Consider the following 24,594-nt stretch of genomic DNA (forward strand, 5'->3'; position numbering starts at 1 on the left):
TGCATATTTTTCAAAACTATTTGCATAGCAATTTAACTCTAACAACCCCTTTTCATGAAAGAAATTGCCATCGGTATTGACATTGGCGGTACGAACACCAAGTTTGGTTTAGTGGACAAAGATGGAGAGACATTATTTCAAAAATCGATCCCAACTAGAGCCGAAGGCGATGTCAACGAATTCTTTAAAGACCTTCAGGAAAGTATTCAGGGAGCCCTTAAGAACTTCCCCGATGTAGACATAAAAGGTGTAGGCATTGGCGCTCCCAACGCCAACTATTATAAGCAAACGATAGAGCACGCTCCAAACATACGTTGGGGAACAATTGTCCCGTTCGGGGAAATTTTCAAAAAATACTTCAAATACCCAATGGTCATGACCAACGACGCCAACGCAGCTGCTATTGGTGAAATGGTGTATGGGTCTGCGAAGGGCATGAAGGACTTCATCGTCATTACACTGGGCACAGGTTTGGGAAGTGGAATCGTTGTGAACGGCCAGCTGGTATACGGCCACGATGGTTTTGCAGGGGAGCTTGGTCATGTGATAGTAAACCCGAACGGACGCTATTGCGGCTGTGGCAGAAAAGGTTGTCTCGAAACCTATGTGTCAGCTACAGGGATCAAACGCACAGTTTTTAAGCTCCTGGCGGATTACACTTACAAAAGCGAACTGCGTGCTATTGCATTCGACGACCTAACCGCCGAGTTCATTACCCAGGCAGCTATGCGCAAAGATCCGATCGCCATCGCTGCTTTTGAGTACACAGGCAGAATACTCGGCATCAAGCTGGCTGACACCATGGTGCACACCAGCCCCGAAGCCATTTTCCTTTTCGGAGGACTAGTAAAAGCTGGAGACTACATCTTCAAACCGACGCTGGAGCACATGGAAAAAAATATGTTTCCCGTTTTTAAAAATAAATTGAAGCTCATTCCTTCTGGCCTTATGGATAAAAATGCGGCCGTGCTCGGCGCAGCAGCACTAGTATGGAAAGAGTTTGAAACGCCTTAAACAAGAATCCTTACACATACAGAAAAGGGCCGGAAGTATTTTCGGCCTTTTTGTTTTTATGAGTGCCTGCCAACCCTTTACTTTTGCACGCATATGACACCAATGCACATTGCTGTATCCGGAAATATCGGAGCCGGAAAGACCACCCTTGCTGAAAAGCTTGGTAAGCACTACAACTGGAAAGTGCAGCTTGAAAGCGTGGAGGAAAACCCATACCTCGAGGATTTTTACAGCGACATGAAGAGGTGGGCCTTTCATGTTCAAATCCATTTTTTGAACAGCCGTTTCAAGCAGGTTAACGAATTAAGAGACTCCAGGGCATCTATTGTGCAAGACCGCACCATATACGAGGATGCTTACATATTCGCTAAGAGCTTGTATAGCTCAGGGCATTTTTCAGAAAGAGACTATGAGAGCTATCTCAAGCTTTTTGAACTGATGATCACTTATGTGCAGCCACCAGACTTGCTAATTTACCTGAAGGCAGACATTGGCAAACTTGTTTCACAAATAGAGAAAAGAGGCAGGTCGTTTGAAAACGCCATACGCATCGACTACCTGAAAACCCTCAACCAACACTATGAAGATTGGATTGGGAGCTACAAACTCGGCAAGTTGTTGGTGATTGATGTAAACAACCTGGACTTCGTATCCAAAGTCGAGGACTTCTCCTATGTCGTTAATCAAATAGACCTGGAACTACACGGGCTTTTCAGCGGCGACAGCCGGTAATCCGAGCCTTCTCCTTAAATACTTTACAAAAGAGGCATAGTGTTCACCTGAAGGTGACTTCATCAATTCACCAACTGTCAGTAGCTTCCCCCCTGACATGATTTGATCGTAAATGGAGAAGTGCAAAACTTCATACCCATCCAGCCTGGCCAGCATGTCTCTTAGCAGGTGCTGGAAGGCAAGCATTTTCCAACCCGAGCTTCCGTTTCCAAAAAAATCCCCGGGATCGGATGCCTCCCCAAAATGCATGTTGCTGACGGGGTTGCTCCAAACACCGGCAATAAGGCCAACTTTCTTGCAACCAACTTCAAACTGCCGACAGTACCGAAGAGACGCCTCCACGTTCAATCCATCGATGTTTGAATAAAATGGCGCTCGGAGGCAAACGGCGGCATAGCGGTTGTAGACCAGCTCGTCATTTCCCACAATTGCCTTGCCTTCATACACAATGGGATAAGCTGGCACTTCTATCTCAGCAAGGCCATCAGGAGCTTGACCACCCAGCTTGTTGTACGTGTCCTCTATCTGCTGCCGAAAATCACTCTTCCACAAACGCCGCTGCTTTTCCGGTTGTAGCCCGGCCTCATACGTGAGTTTCTCGCTTTCTAAAAAAATCTCTATTCTTCTTACTACGACATTAGACATAACACCTTAATTTTTTGCAGCCCCCGAAACCAGCTGCTTATTGAAAACCTGTCAATTATTTGGGGCTCCATCAGTCACCCAACAAACGATTTTGTCGATCTCATCTTCTTCCAGCTGAGCAATCCCCTCCTGCATCGGAGGCATTCCTCTGTTTCCTACTCTCAGCCCAATTTGCTTTGCGTTGTCCTGTATGCCTTTAAAGCTCGTCATGTCAGGAAACTGACTCCCGGTGACATGGCAACCATCTACAGCACATTTGTTTTTTATAATTGCGGAAATCGCCGTATCGAAGCTTAAACCGGACGGCACAATAGCTTCGGTACGAAACTCACAAAAGCCGTCCTTCACAGCGACTGAATACTCTCCGCTAGCCAGGCCACTAAAAACTGAGGACTCCACAAAATTTTCACCGTCGATGCTGTATAAGTATGTGCCGCTACCGCCTGTAGCCGAAAACTCAATTGAGCCTTCGGAGCCTTCACAACCGGCTACATTTGCTGTAAAACTTAGCGTTAAGTCGTTCTTCACAGTCAACCCAACCGAGGTAGTAGCTGTACACTCGTTGGCGTCCATTACAGTCAAGGTATACGTTCCTGGAGCGAGACCGGCAAATTCACTGCTTGATTGGAAATCGAGTCCATTGATGCTAAAGGTGAGGGGCTCAGTTCCGCCGGAAGCGGCGACGGTAATCGTTCCCGTGGTACTACAGGTAGGAGCAGTTGTGGACGCCACACTGATCGCCGGCCCTGACACTGAACAGTTGACGGGCATTTCATCTTTGCCGCTACAGCCTGCCATCATCAGGCACACAAACATGTGGAAGATAGAGCAAGAAGGTCGAAACGCAGTGGTCATAGTTCATTGGCTTTTGCCACCCTGGTTATACAAACAGCAAGCCAACACACTAACTCTTCAGCTAAAGCAAACCATCTTTAACAGGTGGACATCAATACAACAACAAACATAAAACAGCTACCTATAACAACCGAAAAAAACTAGGCAATACGAGACTCTAATATCTCCCAGGTATGGTCACTCAAGAGCTTCACTTTTGAAATGTATTGCTGAAATGGCTGGCTTCTTCCCCACTCTTTTGGAGCAATCATCGACAGCACATCTTCCCCGTCGGCCCGGCAATACAGATAATAAATCTTCCCGATGATGGGTTCAAAACTAACGTGCGCTTTGTAAATTCGTTCCGATACTTCAACCCTGGATTGTATGTCTTTCGCCTGCCTGGCGAGCAACTGCATTTGCTCATAAATCTGACTGAGCTCCCGGTCAGTTTGCTCGTACATGGCAGCCACCGATCTGCCCTTTATTTTGCCCCGGTCTTCGGGCTTTACCAGGGCACTTCCGGCATGATGCGGATAGGCAAGAATTCCCGGGTTGGCAGCAACTTTCTCCGCCTCCTTTTTCATATCGATCTTGTCGATATCTACCTTCTTTCCGGCTTCCATTTTCGTGCTATTTATTACCTCCCGGAGCCACTTCATTTCTGAGGTGAGACTTAGCTCCAGGGAAGGTCGTCCTCCTCGAAATGTCCCAACCGATGATGATCATAATGACCATAAACACGGCGGCTATTATCAAAAATATTTTTTTCGACTTACTCATGTCTACCTCTTGCTGTGATTAACTTCATTCCAACATCGAATGTTCAAAGTTAGTCAACTTGACAAAAAGATTCAGAAAGGTTCAGAGAAATGAGAGCTGAAGAAGGTCAGTTTCCTTTGAGATAAAGTGGGCCTTGTCACCATAAATCAACACCGGGGTTTTCAGGTAATCGGGGTGCTTCACTATCAGGTCGATGTACTGCTTCGGCGTGCTCAGGTGCAGGTAGTATTCCTGGCTCTTCAACTGCTCGCACTCATGGTCTACGAGGTCTTGATACCCCACCCCAAGCCTGGATGAAAGGTCAACAAGAAATGAGTGTTCCAGCACCGACGACTGAACGTCCAACTTGACAATTTTGTCAGAAAAAACACTGATGTAGGCAAGCGCCTGCTTGTCAAGATCACGCTTGCTATTGTACACAAAAATCATCTCGCTGGATCCGCCCTCTATCATTGCCATGGTTCATGTAATTCAGACACCGAAGTTACAGGGTGGCCCTTTCATTAAACTTGATGAAGATCAGCAATGGGCCTGCAAAGGGATGACTTTAGTCAAACAATCAGAAAATGTTCACTTTCTCAAAGAGGCCCTGCCCAGTGAAAATCAAAAAAAATACCACCTTAATATCACTTGAGATACTAAGACTTAAATCACTCACTAATAAATGAATATGCTAACTCTTTGTAGTCAATACTTTAATGTATGACATAATGACAAACATCATTTTTTTCAATTCAAATTGGCCTCATTCAAGATAGTGGCTACCTTTGGTGGCTAAACACAACTGACTTATGGATATCAAGGGAAAGCTTCTCGAAAAAAGTGAAACAGCTAACGTAACGGCCTCTTTCAAAAAGCGTGAATTTGTTGTGGAATTTGCGGAGAACCCCCAGTATCCAGAGTACGTTAAGTTCGAGTTAATTCAAGACAAGTGTGACCTGATCAATGACTTTGAGCCGGGTCAGGAAATTGAAGTACACTTTAATTTGAAGGGTAGAAAATGGACCGACCCTAAGGGTGAAGTGAAGTACTTTAATTCCCTTCAGGCGTGGAGGATTTTGCCGGTCGGTGCCCAGGCTGCAACAGGTAGTTCTCCTTCGGGAGAGGCACCCCCACCGGCGGAAGAACCGGAATGGCTGAGTGCCTCATCAGAGGACGACGATCTTCCGTTTTAAGGTTATCGTCTTACCTTCCTTCGGCCACCCCCGCCTCCTCCGCCTCTTTCTCTCGGAGAGCTTTTAGGGTGCTTAGCATCATACACTGGTCCCTCACCTATCGATGACGGAAGCTTCACCATGCGTATGCTCTTGCCGATCAAGTTCTCTATTCGGCTGAACTTTCTCTGGTCATCCTCATTCACTAGAGTGAACGCAATGCCATCAGTTTCTGCCCTTGCCGTCCGGCCAATTCTGTGCACATAATCTTCCGGATCCTGCGGCACGTCGTAGTTGATCACAAGGTTGATGTTCTCGATGTCAATACCTCTGCTCAGCACGTCTGTAGCGATCAGAATATTGATCTCCTTGTTACGGAATTTCAATAGGCCGGACTCCCTTTCGTTTTGCTCAAGATCCGAGTGAATCGACTCCACTTTCCTGCCGTCTTTTCGCAGCTGTCTGTCGAGCTCTTTCACTGTAGTTTTGCGTGAGCAAAATATCAGTATTCGGGGTAGCTGCCTGGCGTCCAGAATATGGCTAAGCAGCAAATTCTTCTGAGGATTGTAGACCGAGAAAGCAGCCTGAAAAATCTTCTCAGCCGGCTTCGAGATAGCTATGCTTATCTCCACCGGGTTGTTCAGCATTTGAGCGGTAAGCGTCCTGATCTTTGGCGGCATAGTAGCGGAGAACATCAGGTTCTGGCGTTTAGCCGGGAGCATGTTGACAATCTTTATCAGGTCATCAATAAAACCCATGTCCAGCATCCTATCTGCCTCGTCAAGGATCAGGTGCCGGAGGTTGCTAAAGTCGGCATAGTCAAAACTCATGTGCGTGATAATCCTGCCGGGCGTGGCCACAATAATATCGGCACCTTCCTGCAAGGCCTTTTTTTGTGAGTCCCAGCTCGAGCTGTCAGAGCCACCGTAAACTGCGAAGGAACTCACCCCGGCAAAGTAGCTCAGTCCATTTATCTGCTGATCGATCTGAATAGCCAGCTCCCTTGTCGGCGCCAGGATCAGTGTCTTGATCTTGCCGTCAGCATTCTTCTGGTTGTCATTAATCACAGGTATCAAATAGGCGCCGGTCTTTCCGGTTCCCGTTTGTGCGCAGGCAATGATGTCTCTTCCAGATAAAATCACAGGAATGGCTTGCTCCTGTACCGGAGTCATTTTCTCAAAACCCATCGCCTGTACAGCATCCTTGAGCTCAGGAGAAATCTCTAATTCTTTAAAATCCACTTTTGAGTCTTTACGTTTTTATTGTGCTTTCCTTTCTATCATCAAACTTTGATACCATTCATCAATTACGAAAACGAAGTGTTTGAAGCATCCTTCTATATTCGGGCTTTGGAGGACTACATGAGAGGAATTTTACTACTAACAACACTAACCATTTTTGCTTATGGTATTTCTATTCAACCAACGAAGGCACAAAATACACTTCCATCGTTACATATACAGAAGGCAAAGGGAAAAATAATTTTGGATGGTGCTCTGAATGAGGCAGATTGGGAAAATGCAGAAGTCGCCGGAGACTTTATGCAGTACTTCCCTTACGATACTTCTCTCGCCAATTCGCAAACTGAAATCAGGATCACTTACGACGACGAATTTCTGTACATGGGTGCCAAAATGTACAATCAGGCGAAAGACCGAAAGTATGTGACCCCTTCGTTAAGAAGAGATTACCGGGGAGAAGCCAACGATGGGATCACGCTTATTTTGGATCCATTTCAGGATAAAACCAATTCGTTTCAGTTTGGCGTAAACCCATTTGGGGTACAACGAGAAGGTCTTATTGCCAATGGCGGCTCCGGAGGCGGACAAAATCTCAGCCTATCGTGGGACAACAAGTGGTACACGAAGGCGGTGCAGTACGAGGGCTACTGGATTGCAGAGTTGGCCATTCCATTCAAAACCATCCGGTTCAAGGAGAACTCACAAAAGTGGAACATGAACTTCTACCGGATCGATAGTGAAAATGGCGAACGATCGTCATGGGCCCGCATACCACGAAACTTCAGCCTCATCACGCTGGCATTTAACCGGGAAGTGGTTTTTGACAAACCGCTCAAAAAGCCGGGGGCCAACATCTCGCTTATTCCTTTTGTAGCAGCAGCATATGAGCACGACCAGGAAGAAGGCTTGTCGCCAGCCAAATCAGCTGACTTCGGCGGAGATGCGAAAATAGGCATTGGCCCATCGCTCAACCTTGATCTGACGTTTAACCCCGACTTTTCCCAGGTGGAGGTTGACGATCAGGTAACCAACCTCGATCGTTTTGAGATATTTTATCCAGAAAAGAGGCAGTTTTTTCTTGAAAACGCCGACCTCTTCGCCGACTTCGGCACGGAGAACCTACGCCCGTTTTTCTCCCGCCGCATTGGGGTAACCAGAGACGAGAGCACCGGGCAGAACCTGCAGAATAAAATTCACGCCGGCGCCCGCCTGAGCGGCAAGATCAACAACAACTGGCGGGTGGGGCTGTTGGATATGCTGGCCGCCAAAGACGACAGACTAAGCCTTCCCTCTACCAACTACTCAGTAGCCAGCTTTCAACGCAAGCTGTTTACCCGCTCCAACGTGGGAATGATATTTGTGAACAAAGACCCAACGGGGCCTTTGCAAGCGGCTGACGGCAGCGATAGCATACGCACCTACAACCGGGTGTTGGGAATTGACTATAATCTCGCATCAGCCAACAACCAATGGAATGGTAAGTTTTTCGCTCACAGATCCTTTAGCAATGAAAGCCTTAACGATGCCTTTGCCCTGTCTTCAGAAATAGAATACAATACACTCCGCTGGGAAATTTCAGGAAGACTACAATCCATTGGAGCTAACTATGACCCCGAGACTGGCTTCGCCCGTAGGAATGGTTACAACCGCTTTTCGCAAAGCATCTGGTACAACTTTTATCCGAACTCAACAATTGTCAACAGGCATGGGCCCGGCTTTGACACCGACAATATATGGAATGGTACGTATGGCACCACTGACAGGGACATCAACCTGATGTACCGGATACAGTTCAAAAACACCTCTATGTTCAATATGCGGCTCAGGCATGACTATGTGTTCTTGTACTTCTCTTTCGACCCAACAAACACAGGGGGTATTGAGCTGCCGGAAGGATCAGAGTACGGTTACTATTCGGTTATTGCAAACTATGACTCTGACGCAAGAAAAAAACTGTTCTATAGCCTCAATACAAGGTCTGGCGGCTATTTTAACGGAACACGGGTGAACCTTGATTCAGAAATTGGATACAGGATACAACCCTACGGCATTATTTCGCTGGTCACTAATATCAACCGGCTGCGGCTGCCCTATCCTTACAACGATGCCAACCTGTTGCTGATCGGCCCAAAATTCGATGTCACTTTAAGTAAGTCGTTCTTTCTGACCACTTACTTCCAATACAACAACCAAATCGATAACATCAATGTCAACGCACGGCTTCAGTGGCGCTTCAAACCTGTGTCCGACATTTTCCTTGTTTACACAGAGAATTATCTACCAGAAACATTTTACTCACGAAACCGCTCACTAATTTTCAAAGCGACTTACTGGCTCAATCTTTAAAGCTGACAAGATTATGGTATCCAGCCCAAAAAAGCAGATGGGATTTACTGAGAAAGGCTTACCTTTTTGAGGAAGGAAGAAACAGCTTCAACCGACTGGCTGCCCACTTCCTGAAGGGTGGATTGGCTTACCAAAGGCTGATCTTGAGGAAGCTCATTTTGAAACATCACCAGAGATGAAAGATCAAGGAAGCCAGGGGTTAACAAAACAGCAAGCAGAGCCACTATCACCCCGAGGGTAATTAATGTAGTGCTCATTTTGTTTCTTGCCTGTTGCATGACTAGTTATAATACAAAGTTGATGCCAGTTTTATAAAAACCTATTTTACAGATAGTTACATTTTCATTCTACTACTTAGTGACCAATAGTGTACAGTTTTTGATCACAGTATCGAACGCTTTGTATTAGTACTCTTGTAGATCGAAAAGATTACAACTTTGTATTAAAAAAATATCGAAGGTCTCGCCTAGACCCGGGAAACGGTGAAATGAAACTGGCTTATTCGATGAGTTCGACCTCGAAAACCAAAGTGGCATTGGCAGGTATCTGGCCACGGGCCATGCTCCCGTAACCAAGGTTGGCTGGCACCCGGATGTAAGCCTTTGAACCCTTCTTTAGCAGCCCTATCCCTTCATCCCATCCTTTGATTACCTGACCAGCGCCAAGCACAAAGCTAAAAGGCTTGCCCCTATCGACCGAGCTGTCGAACTTTGTCCCATCTTCAAGGTATCCTGTATAGTGGACGGTAACTCTGTCGCCGACATTAGGCAAATCACCGGTGCCTTCTTCAAGCATCTTCACCCCGAGGCCGCTATCTCTATAGGTGTAGCCAAAATTTCTTCTTTCTATTTCCCATGCCAATAGTGCCTTCTGAAGAAAAATTATTTCCAAAGCAGATAGCTTTAACTTAGAATCAGCAGCCAGAGAAATGAGGTACTCCTCTGTGGCTTTATTGACTGATGGGATGTACTTCCCCTTCTTTCCGTTTTGAATGAGGAAGTTTGGTTGCGTTTCCGAAAATTGAACGCAAATGCCTGTGAACTTACTGTCCGTGAAACAGAAATCTGCCACATAAGCCAATTTCGATTCACACTCAGTGCACTGCGCATAGCCCTCCGATACCAACCCCAACAAAACCACCGCTACCAAAAACTTCCGACAAATGTCTTTCATATTGCTCTCCTCAAAAAGAAAGCAAAGAAGAAGCTCTTAGAAATAAAAATCAATAGTTTATCTCCTCTTCTTTTTGAAGGTGATCGGAATGAAGTCATCCGTCGGTATGCCGATGTGGGCCAAATCCCATTCAGGGTTGTATCCGCTTATGAGCCGCTTGATACATTCTACCCGATCATTCGTTGGAAATTCGCATTCTTCCCAATAAAAAATCTCGACCCTGTAGTGATACTGTTTTTTGATTCCGTTGATTCTTACTTCAACTTCGATCTCCTGCTCTTCTAAAGTGCGGGGAATCTCTATACCAATAACTGCCATATAATATGTTTCATTTGCGTCAGTTGTACATCAAAAAACATACCTTTATACTAAATTACTGACTATCAATTAATTGGTCGATTACCTCAAAATGAAAATGAACGATTTCAGGACAATAAAGTGTTCATTTTTAAAGAGTTAGTTGAGGCAGCACTATCAATGAAAGGACAGCGTTGCCGTTTCGAACCCAAATAAAGTCACTCGTTACAACGAATCAGATAATAAAGTCGTTAAACCCATCCCATGATAGAATGAAGTAAGAATTTTGTTTATTTACGAACTTGAAATAATTATAATAATATCTTATGAAAACGCCAGATTCTAACCTTTTGACTAAGTTGAGCGCTATTGGATTACTTGTACTTTGCGGACTAACGTTCGCAAGTTGTTCGTCTTCCTCTAAAAGCGAATTTTCTGATTCAGAAACCGTTGTGGAAACAGAAGATGATGCCGAAGACGACAAATCGCAAAGACCCAGCCCCCCGGCATCAACAACTGCCAATGTGAGTGGAGTAAACGTAACAATCGACTACAGTGCCCCAGCCGTAAAAGGCAGAACCATTTGGGGAGAGTTGGTTCCGTACGGTAAGGTTGACAGAACGGGAGCCAATGAAGCAACTGTATTCTCAGTTGACAAAGATGTTTTGATAAATGGAGGGCCGCTGCCCGCCGGCCAATACAGCCTGTTCAGTATCCCCACAGAGACTGACTGGACCCTTATTTTCAACAAAGAGGCCGAGCAATGGGGCGCCTATGACTACAAAGAGTCTGAAGATGCGCTTCGGGTTATCATCACTCCGTCCATGGTAGACGACTTCAAAGAAAGGCTTGAATTCAAAGTTTCATCCGACGGCACTGTAAATTATCACTGGGAAAAACTTGTGTTCAGTTTTAATGTAGCGCCTGTACCCAACAGCTAAAACAAAACCAGGGCGGCACTAGTAATCTGGGCCGCCCGTTCTTTTTAATTGTCGTTAATTATCGATCCTGAGCCATTGTCGGTTTCATCAACAACGGCATCACCTCTATAAAAAATAGATCCGCTGCCAGAAACCACCGCTTCAAGTTCACTGGTCACATACACCTTGGATGACCCGCTGCCTGAGTTAACGACCTGGGCTTTGGCTGCCACTAATTCATAAGCGTCAATACCACCCGACCCCGAACAAGTCGCCTTCAAGAAATCGGCAGCTCCACTTAGCAGAACACTGCCTGACCCGGAGTGAGAAACGGTGATCTCCGCAAAATCTCCTGAAAAAGTGATTTTACCAGAGCCCGTTAGTGCCACATTTGCCTCCTCTCCTTGCCCTGTATAGGTTATCTTGCCTGAGCCCGACAATAAAATATCAACGTCGTCGTCGAACGAGTCCAGCGTTGTGATGCTTCCCGAACCAGTCAGGGTAATGTTTTCAAGCTCCGGTAGTGTGATAAACACCGAAAAATCTTTGTGGTTAGACACACAGCTTCGGGGATAGATCGTCCATTGCCCATCTTCCACATCGGTACTGATGAGGTCAAGAATGTTTGGCTGGCCCTCAACCTCTACGCTCAGCGCCTCCCCTCTTTCTATGGTTACATTACCAGCCATGGTCATGTTGATACCTGTGAACGCTTCTATGTCTACGTCTCTTCGCACGATATCACCTTTACCCTTCTCACAAGGCCCATCTACAATACTACATCCCTGACCAGCGATGCCAAAAGCTAAAAAAGTCATCAGACTCCAATGTCTCAATACAGTTTTCATAATAGTTATTTGCGTAATTTTCATCAGTTACTCCCCTATAGTCGTTATTCAACGGAATAAGGTTGCCGGTTACATGAATATTATTCTCGCACTATTGACTTTTTTTCATTTACATTTGCGATTGTTTTTTCAATAAGCATGACGAAAATAGCAGATTTAGCCAAGTTCAAAATGGCGGTACTGGAACAATGCGTTCAGCGCCAGGAACAGCAAATAGCCAGTTTGAAAGAAGCCATTGAGGCTGCCATTGAAAGTGCGCTGAGCGAAAGTGGCAGCTCCGAGGACAGCCAGGATTCGTTCAGAGAGCAGATGCAGCAAGAGCGAAGCATGTACAACAACAAGCTGGCGGAAAGCAGCGAGCTTTTGGCTGGTCTCAAAAGAATCAATCCAAATGCGGTGTTTAGTCAAATTGGGCAGGGTGCACTGGTTGTAACTGACAAGCAGATTTTCTTAATTGCCGGAAGCATCGGTAAAATCACCTTCGACTCGCAGGATATCTTTGTCATTTCTACGCAGTCTCCTATCTATGATGCGATTGCCGGCCTGAAAAAAGGCGACAAATATGAATTCCGTGGGCAGCATTTTGTCATTGCCGACTTGACATAATTTTGCTGGATAATTTTTTTTCGGTTTCAAACGATTGAAAACGGCCTTCGCTCCATAAAACTATCCGTAACGCTATTTACACTGCCAATTTCAAAGTCAAAATTGTATATTCGGTGCCGCCTTTCATTAGGATTCACCTGGAAATTGAATGTGTAGTGTATGACTGTAGAAAAGAGAAGACTTGAAGAGTGCAGAAATGGGATTCCCTGGAAAGCATGGGGCCCTTATCTTTCTGAGAGGCAATGGGGAACGGTTCGTGAAGACTACAGCAAATACGGTTCAGCCTGGGAAAGCATACCGCACGACCATGCCAGAAGCAAGGCCTACCGGTGGGGCGAAGACGGCCTTGGTGGTTTCAGTAACGACGATCAACGAATTTGTTTTGCGTGGTCATTTTGGAATCACAAGGATCCTATTCTCAAAGAGCGACTGTTTGGGCTGTCTGGTATCGAGGGAAATCATGGCGAAGATGTAAAGGAGCTATACTATTACCTGGATAGCACCCCTACTCACTCCTACATGAAAATGCTCTATAAGTATCCTCAAACAGAGTTCCCCTACAAAAGCCTACTCGAGAAAAATCAGAAAAAGAGCAAACTCGAAACGGAGTACGAGATCATAGATACTGGTATTTTCGACAAAGACGAGTATTTCGATATTTTCCTCCACTATGCCAAGGCGGATGTTGAGGACTTCCTTTTTGAGGTTGAGATAGTTAACCGAAGCAATAAAAAAGCCCCAATCACCGTGCTGCCCACTTTTTGGTTTCGCAACACATGGTCGTCTGGCAAGGATAAATTCATCCCATCACTGGAAGAATTTGACAAGCAACACATGTTTTTGTCACATCACCTACTTGACGATTTTCACGTCTATTTTGACGAAAATATTGATGAGCAGGCTTTCACCGATAACGAAACCAATAGATCAAAGCTATATGGCATTTCTAATACGGCTAAGTTTCTCAAAGACGGTATCAACGACTACGTAGTTGATGGAAAAAAAGAAGCCGTTAACAAAGAAAAAAGAGGCTCTAAAGCGAGTGGTATTTACACTTTCAGCATCGATGCCAACAGCACAAAGAGGGTGCAGGTGAGGCTAAGCCGCAAAAAGCTAGAGAACCCATTTGGCGATTTTGATACTGTAATGTCGCTTAGAAAAGCGGAATGCGATTCATTCTACCGCTCCCTTCAATATAAAGTAGCCGACAAAGACCTGCGGAACATCCAGCGGCAGGCCTATGCAGGCATGATGTGGAGCAAACAGTTTTACTACTATAATATACGAGAGTGGCTTGGCGGTGACCCAGGGCGAATACCCCCACCTCAAGAACGACGACAAGGCAGGAACCACGACTGGCAGCACATGGACAGTGCGGATGTGATTTCAATGCCCGACACCTGGGAGTACCCCTGGTATGCCGCATGGGATCTTGCTTTTCATTGTATACCCATAGCCCGACTGGATCCTGATTTTGCCAAAAATCAGCTCCTGCTGTTGCTCAAAGATGAGTACATGCATCCAAACGGGCAAATTCCCGCTTATGAGTGGAACTTCAATGATGTAAACCCTCCTGTTCATGCCTGGGCCGTTTTGAGAGTATTTAAAATGGACAGGAAAATGCAGGGCAAAGGTGATTTTGATTTCCTTCAAAAGGCCTTTAACCGCCTGCTGCTGAACTTCACCTGGTGGGTCAATAGAAAAGACGCCGACGGCAAAAACATCTTTCAGGGAGGCTTCCTTGGGCTCGATAATATTGGTGTATTCGACCGCAACCGACCACTTTCAGAAGGCTCTTCACTGGAACAAGCTGATTCCACAAGCTGGATGGCTATGTTTGCCCTCAATATGCTTCGTATGTCACTGGAACTGGCTGAAGTCTATCCCGCCTATCAGGACATGGCCAACAAGTTTTTTGAGCACTTCCTTTACATCGCCAGCGCTATGAACAGCTCTGATGACGATACGGTGAACCTCTGGGATGACGAAGACAATTTTTACTATGATGTGATGCACGTAAAAGGTCAGGATCCTCAGCAAATGAAGGTTCGTTCAATGGTTGGGCTGATTCCGCTTTTTGCTGTCGAAACGCTGAGGTTATCGACCTACGAAAAGTTGCCAGAGTTCAGAGAGAGACTGGACTTTTTCATGAAACAACGCCCAAAGCTGGCTTCACTGGTAGCCCGATGGGAAGATCCTGGGCGGGGAGAAAGAAGGTTGCTCTCACTTCTACGTGGCTTCAGGATGAAGAAGATCCTTGAAAGGATGCTGGATCCAGATGAGTTCTTGTCCGACTATGGTGTCAGGGCGTTGTCGAAATACCATAAGGAAAACCCGTACGTACTTGAAATGGAGGGTGAAAAATTCATTGTTGAGTACCTTCCCGGAGAGTCCGACTCTTCATTCTTTGGAGGTAATTCCAACTGGAGAGGCCCCATCTGGTTTCCTGTCAACTACCTGATCATTGAATCGCTTTACAAGTTTCATTTCTACTACGGCGACGACTTTAAAGTCGAATACCCGGTAGAAAGCGGGGAATATGTCACTATCAAAGACCTGGCCGGGATTTTGGCGGAAAGGCTAATGAAGCCATTCCAAAGGGATGAAAATGGCAACAGGCCTGTGTTTGGAAATAACCAGAAGTTTCAAAAAGACCCCCACTTCAAGGACTATATTCTCTTTTATGAGTATTTTCATGGAGACAACGGAAGAGGTCTCGGTGCCAGTCACCAAACCGGGTGGACAGGACTTGTGGCAGACATCATTCACAAATACTACAACCCTTAAACCCTATAGAGGATGTTTTCTTTTTTCAAAAGGGAGAAAAGCAAAGAACTACCAGCGATAGTGGTATTCACCTCGAAAGTGCAGTTATACAAATGGCTGATAGCTGATGCCATGCAATCTCCATCCGCTATTTTCTATTTCTTCGAAGAAACAGGCAAGGAGTTAGAAGCACTACTTAATGCGGCAGGGGCTGAGTCGATAAAACTAATAAACTGGAAAGATGCTGATAAGACAATGATATCGGATAAAGCGTATGTAGCCGAGCTTTATCCTTTATCAGGCCCGTACACAACCCTTATCCACAACCTTCAGCAACATTCAAAGACCATCATTCAGACACTATCTCACCTTGACAGCCCTATTTTCATGAAGATGGGAGGCGACAAACTAAAGACACTGGTCGCACGCCTTGGGATAAGGGAGGAAGAATCTATTTCTCATGCCATGGTCACACGGGCAATCAGCAACCTCCAGTCAAAATTTGATCAGAAGGTAGTTACAGAAAAAACGGCTAACTCGATAGAAGATTGGTATCAGGCTAATCTGGATGGCTAGTGAGCAAAATATATATCTGGGCAAAACCACCCCAAGGTTACAGAATCGAATATTTTAGTATATTCGTTTAACTATTTCCTTTTTTTAACTTTGAGGTACCGTCCTTTTAATCAGAATGTAATGAAAAGATTTTGTTGGTCATCAATCCCGTTCTTGCTTCTAATGTTTGCAAGCTGCGGCGATGCGGGAATTGGCTTCAATATTACACGGAACGTTCCCATTATCTTTGAAGTAGCTGTCCCTGGAAATGATCCCGGCATCGAAATAGACCCTCCGGCATTCAATAAGACTTTTAGGCTATCCGACGTCAGCGCCTTCAAGGATGCTTTATCTGACCTGGCTGAGTCAGACGCAGTAACTGTCAATTCCGTTACTTATGCCATCACCGATGTTTCGGCTGAAGAAGAGGTGGAACTGGATGAAATAAGTCTGAGTGTAGCCTCGGAAGTCACTCAACAGCGTAGTGTTTTAGCAATCACAGGCAAACTTCAAAACACCTCAGAAAAACCTGCTGGCGTGAATGACGCTGAGGCCGGCACGATTAAACAAATCCTTACAACCTATAAGGAAGTAGACAACACGCTCACATTTGATTTCGCTGAGGTACCCACCTCCGATCTCAACTTCACTTTTACACTTTACTACAACATTACCTTAAGAGTAAGGTATTAATCACCCACTTGGTTATGAAAAAGCTAATACTATTTTTTACTCTTGTGTATGCTCCATTCTTGAGCCAATCCCAAAGCTTGGACGTCTTCATCGAGGGTGGTGTAGATGATGCAGAAGAGTTGTTGAAAAATTACTTTGAGCCCGCTTTTTTGGGTTTCGGCTATGGGCTTACCAACAACTGGGCTAATACCGCCAAACCCCACCAACCCCTGGGGTTTGATGTTACACTGTCGCTATCGGTTGCTTATGTGCCAGAAAAGGCCACTTTTTTCACGTTTAATCCAAACGACTACTCAAATGTGACGCTTGCCGATCCAAGCAAAGATCAACTGCCGACAATTTTTGGCCCCAATCTTGATGCCGATGATATTCCGGAAATCGTTTTCAATGAGGGTCAGCAAGAAAGTGAAGTGACGTTTTCAAGCCCCACAGGTCTGGGAATGGAAGAGGTTATCGGGTTCAATGCGGTTCCGGCCCCAATGATACAAGCCGGATTAGGCTTGATCAAAGAAACCGATTTGAAAATCAGAACGATACCAACCTACACGTACACGAACGGTGACACGGAAGTAAAACTAGGCATGCTTGGTTTCGGTATTCTGCATGATATGAAGCAACACGTGCCTGCTTTCGCATTTGCACCTTTCGAACTGTCTCTTCTTGCTGGTTTCAGCAGGATTTCTGTCGAAACTACACCCGACGTTAACACTCCTGGTAACGTGACCAGATTAAGCGTGAAGGGAGCTACATTACAAGTGCTCGGCAGCAAAGACTTCGTGAAAATTATCACACTGTATGGTGGAGTTGGATTGAACGGAGCATTTACAAGAGTGAGGCTCGACGGCAGCTATGAAATCGAAAGCTCACTACAGCCACTGGTCGACCCCATTGATTTTAAGTTCAGCAATTTCAGCCCACGAGCGACAGTGGGTGTCAAACTAAACCTGGCAATCATTACTATTAATGCCGACTACACAGTTCAAAAATACAACACACTCTCAATGGGTGTCGGTGTGAGTGTTAGATAGAGGTGACTGGCAGTTACCGCTCCGCCGGTCGTACAACGCATGCAACTAGTCACCATGTTCAGTTGCGAACTGGCGTGTTAAAGCTTAATGAAAATCTTCTTTTTGTAGAGAAAATAGACGGGTATAAAGCAAATAATGAGCGAATAGAACAGTGCCCAAATGAGAGAAGAGAGTTTTTCCGGAGTCCCCACTGCAACCAGACCCTCAAAAAAACCGCTTCTTAATGGGATATTGGCCAATGCCAGCAATTTCAAGATCACACCATGAAGGACGTAGGCCACCACAGCGTTGGAGCCAAATATGACACCGAGCTTTGTCCAGCTCACTTTGCCCTGAACATCTACCAGCCAGACGAAAAAAGCTAGCGACATGGCTGCCAAACCAGCGGCATATAAGACATAGGAGCTGGTCCAGATGTGTTTGTTGATGGGGAAAAACCAATCAAATACATTACCGGCCACAAAGGCGGAAAATCCTGCGAAAAACAACCAAATTACTTTTTTGTCTGCATCCAGCTTACTCAACAGCAACCTTCCGGCTAACATGCCAGCAATGCCAGTCCCTATCGCAGGAAACGTACTTAGAAAGCCCTCAGGATCCCAGGTTTTTTCCCACAGCCTGCCAGGCACCAGCCTGCGGTCAAGCCAGGACTCCATGTTCGTCCCTGGTTCATAGTTGCCTGCAATAAACCCTTCGCCAATCTGCTTTATTCCTTCCACTGGCACCATACCTCCACTCCGCAAAGTCTCTCCTGTGCCGAGCGCTTGCTGAATCACCTCATCGATAGGAACGGGCACAAAAGTCATTATTGCCCAATACCCAACAAGGAGACCGACTGCCCACTTTACCTGAGCTCTCCAGTCGCCGTAAAGGTACAGCAGCGAGCAGGCTAGAAAAACGATACTGATACGTTGAAGCACGCCGGGAATCCGAATGTTTGATAAGTCAAATTTTGGAAACATCCACAGAAAAATGCCCAGAGCGAATATTTTCAAAGCCCGCACAATCACTTTTTTCACCAGCTCTTTTTTACTCTTCCCCTGATCAAGCTGTCGTTCAAAAGCCAGCGCAATAGAAACGCCGACGATAAACAAAAAGAAAGGAAAAACGAGGTCCGTTGGTGTAGCACCGTGCCAAGGGCTGTGCAACAATGGTGAGTAAACATGGCTCCAAGAGCCAGGCACATTCACTATGATCATAGCCACAATGGTAAAGCCTCTCAGTGCATCAAGTGATACAAGGCGTTTTTTAGAAGTAAGCGCTTCAAGATTGCTTCCCATATTCGATTTTGGTTACAAAATATCTCAACACCTTTACCACAGCTACTAAAAATATACCTATGCCTTTTGATAGTTGTGAGCGGCAAATTTTGGAGTATCACCAAGCCTGACGAAAGTCATAAGTCTTAAAAAGGGGCCCCTTTGAATATTTTACTAATTTCAGTCGAAAAAAATTCAATAATCAAGCTTTAGAGAACATATGAGACGGGCATTAGGGCAGTTAGAGAGAATTGAGGCAAAATGGATAGAATTGCTCGATAAGTACGCTTTTGATTTTTTGAGAATCAGCATTGGGCTTATATATACTACTTTTGGCCTGCTAAAATTCTTTCCACAGTATAGTCCTGCGGAACAACTTGCTGAAGACACCATCTGTATCATCACATTCGATGTCCTCTCAGGGAATGCCGCATGTATTGTTCTCGCAATTATGGAAACCATGATTGGAGTGGCACTGATTATCAATTTTAAAGCCAGAGCAACGATCTTAATAACCATCTGGCACATGTGTTGCACCTTTCTCCCGTTGATAATTCTTCCAAAGTACGCCTTTAACCAAGATCCTTTCAGCTTGTCAATAGTGGGACAATACATTTTCAAGAATCTGATTATTCTTTCTGCCTTGATGGTGCTTTATAAGAACCTTGGGAGCAAAGTGTCGAAATTCGCTGTGCATGAAGTAACGGAAGAAGAGGAGGGTTAGTAGCCGATCCTCCTAACACAATTTGGTTGTCAAAAGCCTTGTGGCGGCCAGGCTCTTTTCACACGACAGTTTAAATCCCTATCAAACTAAATAATAAATTATGGCTTTGCATAGTCTGGTTTAATATGTGCATTCTTCATGAATCCCATTAAAATATCCCAAAGCTGCTCGTAAGGAACAATTTCAACTTCTGCAAAAGCGTCCCCCGGCTCAGGAGTGCTAGCGAGGCGTTCCAAATACCGCTTCCCCTTTTTGGCTGCCATGTCGGGGTTAAAGCTGCATTGCACAATAATGGAGATCAGCTTGAGAAATAGTTTCTCTCTCTGACTTTCTGGGTTTTGGTTTAGATATCTGTAAATATATCTTTCAGAGTTGGGCAACTTGGTCAATGCCAGATCAAGCCTGTCTTTCTTAAGAAAGTCCATAAACTCTAATATGAGTATCGCTACCATGAATCCCTGTTTGTCTTGACTGTAGAAAGGAAGTCGTTCATAGATATCCTTAAAGCTCAGAACGTCTTCCACATTTCTATCGGGCATTATAAAATATAAATATCCCTTGTATAGCTCCCACCTTTCCTTCGACTGAGCGCTAATTTTGTCCACATAGGGGTTTCTGGTTACCTGATTAATCACTTCATCGGCCAAAAGATAGTTCTTATTGTGAAGCGCCAGCAGTAAGTAGTTCTCCATGTGAGAGAACCAGTTCCTCGAAGACCTTGATATGTGGTTCATCCCTTCCTCAGCATATTTAATGCCCTTGTCGTAGTCCTTGGCTCTCAAACAAGCATAGGTACGAGTATAGACGTGGTGGCGCATGTCAAACCTCAATGGATTTACAGCACCTTTATTCACCAAATCATAAGCCTCCTCAGTAATTGCAACAACACTGCTATAGTCACCCAAAAGCTCATTTGTCCACAACCGAAGCCTGTAATAGTTTTCAAAAAGTGCGTACGAGCCTCCTTTCTCCCATAATTTCCTAAGAACTTCCACCGCCTTAATGGTAGACTCCAGGTGTACTTTCCTCGAATGCACAGACTTGCCCAATTGCATCCATTTTAGGTAAAAAATATCAAGCGACTCCTCCTCTCGTCTATTGATCACTTCGTATTTTTTTATCTGTCCAATGGCCTTCCTTAGGTGGTTCGGGCGAAATGACTCGGAATATATTATTCTCAACATCTTCAGACCGATCAGTGTCAGGTCAGTAAACTCTGATTCCTTGGAGATGGTCAGTGCCTTTTTTATACTTTTTTCAGCGAGTTCATATTCTCCTTCCTTGTAAAGTATTTTGGCCCTGAAAATATGACTGTGGCATTCCTGCTCAAAAGGAAAGCTAATGTTACCCCTCGAGTCATTAAAATCAGCAAAATACAAAAGATTATTCAGCTTGGTACGCAATCTGGATTTAAGCATCCTATAGCGTTGGTCTGTGCCATTTGTGCCATACATCCCAAAAGCAGCGTCATCATCTGTCGTGTAAACACCACTTTGTATGCTATTAAACAGTTGCTGCTCTTTCCCTGGGTTGTCTTCATTATTTACAACATCGATAAGAGAAACATTTTTTTTGACCCTGTTTGTTACAATTCTGACTATTTTTTTGATCTCATTCATAGTGAACACTTCAAATTTTAAGCTTCAGGAGGAATTTCACCGACTTTATACCGTAAACTACTAAATTTTTTATAGTTAGCAAATGTTACAAACTGTCGTAAATGGGTAGTAGGTATTCCACCATCTTCGAGGCGTGTAATTCACTTAACTTAACCAATGAGATTATGGCACAGTATGTTTTCTTCTTGATTCTTTCTCTAGGCCTCTATTTTGCTTCGCCTTCAACAACTTCATCCTCGTCTACCAAAAAACCAAAGCAATCGTTGCGAATAATAAAAACAGACGATGGTGGACAGGGTGGCTGGGTCGGAGGCGGCAAATAATACATATTGCTGAAAGTTTACTTGTTAAAAAAGGGTAGTCAGAGCATTTCCCTTTTTTAACAAGTTAATGGAGCCTTATCGCCCCACCCTGTTTGGTGTTTTCTGCTGAAACAAATCCGTTTAAGTTATTCCAACCCAACTATTGCCTTTTGCCAAATTGGGTAGTTTGAAATAATTTGAATGCCGGAAAGACACCATTGACGCTAAAAAAGCCAAAGAACACTCTGACAAACTAAGAAAAAGAGTTTGAACAAAAGGTACGAGTATTGGCCTTAAAATGCTAGTATGAGCGGATTCTTCCAGATTCATCTGCAAGCGTTCTTAAATAGCTATTAAAATCATCTTCCTCGAGGAGTTGTTCGAGTGTAAGGTGAAGTCTGTATTTCCAATAATGCTGAGAGTTGGCAGGCACATTAATTCTTTCTTCGCCAGGAGAAGGTCTCCGGAGCCTTTCATCCGTTGCAAGCAAGTCCTGAATCGGGAAAATTGCCCACATAGCGGGTGCTTCCATATGCTGCCGGATAATTTCCGAAGCAATCCATGGCTCGCAGTGAACCGGAGCTTCGCCTGCCTGCTTCAAAATAGAATTGAAAAATCTTTGAACCTCCTGCCTGTCCTCTTCCCACCAGCCTCTCAAAGTAGATGTATCGTGACTTGACGTGGTGGTAACCGACAAGTATGGGGTTTGAGATGGAGGCCAAAACTCCCAGTCCGGATTATTGGGCATTCGCTGCACAGCAAGACTGAGGATTTGCAGTTCAGCCATAACGCCCGGAACACTTTCAGGAACCATACCCAAATCCTCGCCACATATCAGCATATTAGTAGCTGCCTTCAGTGCAGGGAGCTTTTCCATCGCCCGGTCTCTCCAAAAAACGTTGTGCCGTTTGTAGAAATAGTGAACGTACAGCTTGTTCATCACCTCTTTGCCTTGATCGTCGAGATCTCTGTAACTATAGGTACTGTGAAACCCAATCCTCGGGTTGAACATACCTGCATCATCAGTCGTTAGAAAAAGCACTTCGGCATGCAGCCTGAATAGCTGACCTCGCAACCATATCAAATGTTCATTGTCGGCATTGGCGTCAACCATTTTTTCCTCAATATGAGCACTCAGCTTGCGTTGAGTATTGTATTGCTCCCTGAAACAAAACTTGCCCTGCTCAAATTCCTCCAGAAAGGTCTCCTTTACTTTGTCGCTATGTGCACCGAAAATCTCTGAGAGCATATACGCCCTTATGTATGGCTCGCAGTAACGCTCTTTGTCAAACCGCAAGCCCCAATTATTGAGTTCTTGTAAGCTGAATGGCAAACACGGGTTAAAGTGCCCGAAAAGCCCTTCCACAGCGTGCATGGGAATTTCCCAAATTCTGAAAAATCCGAGGATATGGTCGATACGAAACACATCAAAGTAGTCGGCCATCTTTTTCAAGCGTTCTTTCCACCAGGCATAGTCATCTTTGGCCATCTCCTCCCAGTTGTAGGTTGGAAAGCCCCAGTTTTGCCCTGTAACAGAAAAATCATCCGGCGGCGCACCTGCCTGGCAGTCCATATTGTAAAGCCCTGGCGCTACCCATGCATCCACACTATATCGGAATATCCCGATAGGTATATCACCTTTGAGCACCACGCCTCTCTGCCTGGCATAGGCGGTGGCTTCCTTGAGTTGCTTGTCGAGATGAAACTGGATAAAGTAGTGGATGGCTACATCATCATAGTGCTTTTGCTTAGGGTCAGCAAATTTGGCTATTTCCTTTTCAGAATAGACCGAATATTGTGGCCACTGACTAAAGTCAGGCGTGCCAAACCTGTCTCGCAGGCATGAGAATACCGCATAAGGAAGCAACCAGTGTCCATTTTGAGCAAAGAACGTTTTGAATTCCTTACTTTTCAAAACAACCTCTTTGTGTTCAGCATAGGCAAGCTTAAAATACTCAGCTTTGGTATTCATCACCTGCTCATGATCGACATGATCGAGTCGGTTCAGCGCTATTCTCTTTTTATCAAATTCCTTCTGACGCTTGCCGTCACTGAGCACTCCCATTGCCTGGAGATTGGCATAAATGGGGTGAAGAGCAAAGACTGAAATGCCGGCGTATGGATAAGAGTCTACCCACGTATGAGAAGCGATGGTATCGTTAACAGGAAGTACCTGGATAAGCTTGTTGCCCGTTTTAACAGACCAATCGACCAACTTTTTGATGTCTTCAAACTCACCTACGCCCGTGCCAGACTCTGACCGCAATGAAAAAACGGGAATGGCCACCCCGGCACCCCGCCAGTCACCCGACTGGAACCGAAAGTGCTCATCGGCCTGAATGGTAAGCCCGCCTTCTTGTACTGACGAACTTACTGGCAAGTGGCGGTTTTCACCCCCCTCCCATTCTTCAACTCGTTTGGTTTTCGTATTGTAAAGGACATATTTATACTCAACGGGAAGCTCTTCCAAAGCAAAGTGCACATCCAATTCCCATACCGGGAACTGAGCATTACTCATAAGCACCACCTTCCCTTCCTTCCACTCGCCCAGCACTTTGTGGCTTCCTATCACTCCCACCTGGTAGTCTTCCCCAACCCTGGGCAACCTGAGTTGCAGACGGTAAGACAAGCCTTGAGTTCCAACCGCTTCTTTCTTTGGTGTCCCCGTTTGCTTAAAAAACGCCTGCAAAAAGGGAGAAGTGTTCAATAAATTCTGATCACTAGTCGAAGGCCTCCAGTAGTCCCGCACCTCAACAGTTTTGTACCGACTTGCGTCCACACCCTGCCTTCGCTGGTCACCAAATTCCCATTCGATCCTACCATCCCTCTCGTCAAGCAGGTAGTATTTATAGTCAAAGGATTTACCCTCGGCTTCATCCAGTTCAACTTCGACAGACCACTGCTCTCCGCCGGTCGGTTTTAACGGAACAGCCCTGGCCTCATCCCAGGAGCCGAGACTCTTCGCTGAGCCACAAATGAAAAGGCGCTGGCCCCAAACCGTTCTGTAATCAATATTGAACCTTACTTTAATCATACTAATCAAAATATCTGGAAC

At 45.2% G+C, this 24,594-nt stretch carries 25 protein-coding genes; 12 read left to right on the top strand and 13 right to left on the bottom strand.

The window, feature by feature from the left end; genetic code table 11:
* Positions 1 to 54 precede the first annotated feature (54 nt).
* On the top strand, positions 55 to 1,014 hold the full coding sequence (locus tag RIF36_RS15075) for an ROK family protein (protein ID WP_152000154.1): 960 nt from the start codon (positions 55 to 57) through the stop codon (positions 1,012 to 1,014).
* Between the two features lie 102 nt (positions 1,015 to 1,116).
* Positions 1,117 to 1,746 carry a deoxynucleoside kinase gene (locus tag RIF36_RS15080; protein ID WP_350096039.1) on the top strand — a complete coding sequence of 210 codons (630 nt, stop codon included), beginning with the start codon at positions 1,117 to 1,119 and terminating at the stop codon, positions 1,744 to 1,746.
* Here RIF36_RS15080 and RIF36_RS15085 read toward each other — a convergent pair.
* From RIF36_RS15085 to RIF36_RS15105, 5 genes are all read right to left on the bottom strand, one after another.
* A complete protein-coding gene (locus RIF36_RS15085; protein ID WP_350127251.1) occupies positions 1,714 to 2,391 on the bottom strand; it encodes a DUF7255 family protein in 678 nt (225 codons plus the stop codon). The genes RIF36_RS15080 and RIF36_RS15085 overlap by 33 nt on opposite strands.
* 51 nt (positions 2,392 to 2,442) lie before the next feature.
* Positions 2,443 to 3,246 (bottom strand): hypothetical protein, encoded by an 804-nt coding sequence (locus RIF36_RS15090; protein WP_350127248.1) that lies wholly within the window; start codon positions 3,244 to 3,246, stop codon positions 2,443 to 2,445.
* Positions 3,247 to 3,386: 140 nt separating this feature from the next.
* Entirely contained in the window at positions 3,387 to 3,851 is a 465-nt protein-coding gene (locus RIF36_RS15095) for a DUF2452 domain-containing protein (RefSeq protein WP_350069360.1), read from the bottom strand.
* A gap of 7 nt (positions 3,852 to 3,858) precedes the next feature.
* Positions 3,859 to 4,008, bottom strand: coding sequence for a hypothetical protein (locus RIF36_RS15100; RefSeq protein WP_193217925.1), 150 nt, complete (start codon positions 4,006 to 4,008; stop codon positions 3,859 to 3,861).
* A gap of 81 nt (positions 4,009 to 4,089) precedes the next feature.
* Positions 4,090 to 4,467 carry a hypothetical protein gene (locus RIF36_RS15105; protein ID WP_350096047.1) on the bottom strand — a complete coding sequence of 126 codons (378 nt, stop codon included), beginning with the start codon at positions 4,465 to 4,467 and terminating at the stop codon, positions 4,090 to 4,092.
* A gap of 332 nt (positions 4,468 to 4,799) precedes the next feature.
* Here RIF36_RS15105 and RIF36_RS15110 point away from each other — a divergent pair, with 332 nt between their 5' ends.
* A complete protein-coding gene (locus RIF36_RS15110; protein WP_350096049.1) occupies positions 4,800 to 5,183 on the top strand; it encodes a DUF3127 domain-containing protein in 384 nt (127 codons plus the stop codon).
* Between the two features lie 2 nt (positions 5,184 to 5,185).
* Here the strand turns inward: RIF36_RS15110 and RIF36_RS15115 are convergent, their stop codons facing one another.
* Positions 5,186 to 6,403 (bottom strand): DEAD/DEAH box helicase, encoded by a 1,218-nt coding sequence (locus tag RIF36_RS15115; RefSeq protein ID WP_201568434.1) that lies wholly within the window; start codon positions 6,401 to 6,403, stop codon positions 5,186 to 5,188.
* Between the two features lie 48 nt (positions 6,404 to 6,451).
* Here RIF36_RS15115 and RIF36_RS15120 point away from each other — a divergent pair, with 48 nt between their 5' ends.
* A complete protein-coding gene (locus tag RIF36_RS15120; RefSeq protein WP_350127245.1) occupies positions 6,452 to 8,749 on the top strand; it encodes a DUF5916 domain-containing protein in 2,298 nt (765 codons plus the stop codon).
* 44 nt (positions 8,750 to 8,793) lie between these two features.
* Here RIF36_RS15120 and RIF36_RS15125 read toward each other — a convergent pair whose 3' ends face one another.
* From RIF36_RS15125 to RIF36_RS15135, 3 genes are all read right to left on the bottom strand, one after another.
* Positions 8,794 to 9,006, bottom strand: a complete 213-nt coding sequence (locus tag RIF36_RS15125; RefSeq protein ID WP_152000147.1) for a hypothetical protein — start codon at positions 9,004 to 9,006, stop codon at positions 8,794 to 8,796.
* Between the two features lie 241 nt (positions 9,007 to 9,247).
* Positions 9,248 to 9,922, bottom strand: coding sequence for an FKBP-type peptidyl-prolyl cis-trans isomerase (locus tag RIF36_RS15130; RefSeq protein WP_350127242.1), 675 nt, complete (start codon positions 9,920 to 9,922; stop codon positions 9,248 to 9,250).
* A 57-nt stretch (positions 9,923 to 9,979) separates the two neighbouring features.
* A complete protein-coding gene (locus RIF36_RS15135) occupies positions 9,980 to 10,240 on the bottom strand; it encodes a hypothetical protein (protein WP_152000146.1) in 261 nt (86 codons plus the stop codon).
* A 305-nt stretch (positions 10,241 to 10,545) separates the two neighbouring features.
* On the opposite strand from RIF36_RS15135, the gene RIF36_RS15140 reads away from it, so the two are divergent.
* Positions 10,546 to 11,160, top strand: coding sequence for a DUF2911 domain-containing protein (locus RIF36_RS15140; protein WP_350127239.1), 615 nt, complete (start codon positions 10,546 to 10,548; stop codon positions 11,158 to 11,160).
* 44 nt (positions 11,161 to 11,204) lie between these two features.
* Here the strand turns inward: RIF36_RS15140 and RIF36_RS15145 are convergent, their stop codons facing one another.
* The gene (locus tag RIF36_RS15145; RefSeq protein WP_350127236.1) at positions 11,205 to 11,987 is read right to left on the bottom strand and encodes a head GIN domain-containing protein; all 783 of its coding nucleotides are present in this window, start codon (positions 11,985 to 11,987) and stop codon (positions 11,205 to 11,207) included.
* 138 nt (positions 11,988 to 12,125) lie between these two features.
* On the opposite strand from RIF36_RS15145, the gene RIF36_RS15150 reads away from it, so the two are divergent.
* From RIF36_RS15150 to RIF36_RS15170, 5 genes are all read left to right on the top strand, one after another.
* Positions 12,126 to 12,593: a hypothetical protein gene (locus RIF36_RS15150; protein ID WP_350127233.1), complete on the top strand. Its 468-nt coding sequence runs from the start codon at positions 12,126 to 12,128 to the stop codon at positions 12,591 to 12,593.
* Between the two features lie 159 nt (positions 12,594 to 12,752).
* Positions 12,753 to 15,380 (top strand): MGH1-like glycoside hydrolase domain-containing protein, encoded by a 2,628-nt coding sequence (locus RIF36_RS15155; RefSeq protein ID WP_350127230.1) that lies wholly within the window; start codon positions 12,753 to 12,755, stop codon positions 15,378 to 15,380.
* 12 nt (positions 15,381 to 15,392) lie between these two features.
* Positions 15,393 to 15,935 carry a hypothetical protein gene (locus RIF36_RS15160; RefSeq protein ID WP_350127227.1) on the top strand — a complete coding sequence of 181 codons (543 nt, stop codon included), beginning with the start codon at positions 15,393 to 15,395 and terminating at the stop codon, positions 15,933 to 15,935.
* 120 nt (positions 15,936 to 16,055) lie between these two features.
* Complete coding sequence (locus tag RIF36_RS15165; protein WP_350127224.1) at positions 16,056 to 16,607, top strand: hypothetical protein; 552 nt, start codon at positions 16,056 to 16,058, stop codon at positions 16,605 to 16,607.
* A 14-nt stretch (positions 16,608 to 16,621) separates the two neighbouring features.
* Positions 16,622 to 17,635, top strand: coding sequence for a DUF6588 family protein (locus RIF36_RS15170; RefSeq protein WP_350127222.1), 1,014 nt, complete (start codon positions 16,622 to 16,624; stop codon positions 17,633 to 17,635).
* 77 nt (positions 17,636 to 17,712) lie between these two features.
* Here RIF36_RS15170 and RIF36_RS15175 read toward each other — a convergent pair whose 3' ends face one another.
* Positions 17,713 to 18,915, bottom strand: coding sequence for an acyltransferase family protein (locus tag RIF36_RS15175; RefSeq protein ID WP_350127219.1), 1,203 nt, complete (start codon positions 18,913 to 18,915; stop codon positions 17,713 to 17,715).
* Positions 18,916 to 19,114: 199 nt separating this feature from the next.
* Here RIF36_RS15175 and RIF36_RS15180 point away from each other — a divergent pair, with 199 nt between their 5' ends.
* The gene (locus RIF36_RS15180; protein ID WP_350127216.1) at positions 19,115 to 19,618 is read left to right on the top strand and encodes a DoxX family protein; all 504 of its coding nucleotides are present in this window, start codon (positions 19,115 to 19,117) and stop codon (positions 19,616 to 19,618) included.
* A gap of 98 nt (positions 19,619 to 19,716) precedes the next feature.
* Here RIF36_RS15180 and RIF36_RS15185 read toward each other — a convergent pair whose 3' ends face one another.
* Positions 19,717 to 21,237 (bottom strand): hypothetical protein, encoded by a 1,521-nt coding sequence (locus tag RIF36_RS15185; protein WP_350127213.1) that lies wholly within the window; start codon positions 21,235 to 21,237, stop codon positions 19,717 to 19,719.
* 164 nt (positions 21,238 to 21,401) lie between these two features.
* Between RIF36_RS15185 and RIF36_RS15190 the strand changes: the two genes are divergently transcribed.
* Entirely contained in the window at positions 21,402 to 21,560 is a 159-nt protein-coding gene (locus tag RIF36_RS15190; protein WP_317492197.1) for a hypothetical protein, read from the top strand.
* Between the two features lie 280 nt (positions 21,561 to 21,840).
* On the opposite strand, the gene RIF36_RS15195 is transcribed toward RIF36_RS15190, so the two are convergent.
* Positions 21,841 to 24,573, bottom strand: a complete 2,733-nt coding sequence (locus RIF36_RS15195; RefSeq protein WP_350127210.1) for a 4-alpha-glucanotransferase — start codon at positions 24,571 to 24,573, stop codon at positions 21,841 to 21,843.
* Positions 24,574 to 24,594: the final 21 nt, after the last annotated feature.

Origin of the sequence: Imperialibacter sp., assembly GCF_040222815.1 — a bacterium.
GTDB lineage: Bacteria > Bacteroidota > Bacteroidia > Cytophagales > Cyclobacteriaceae > Imperialibacter.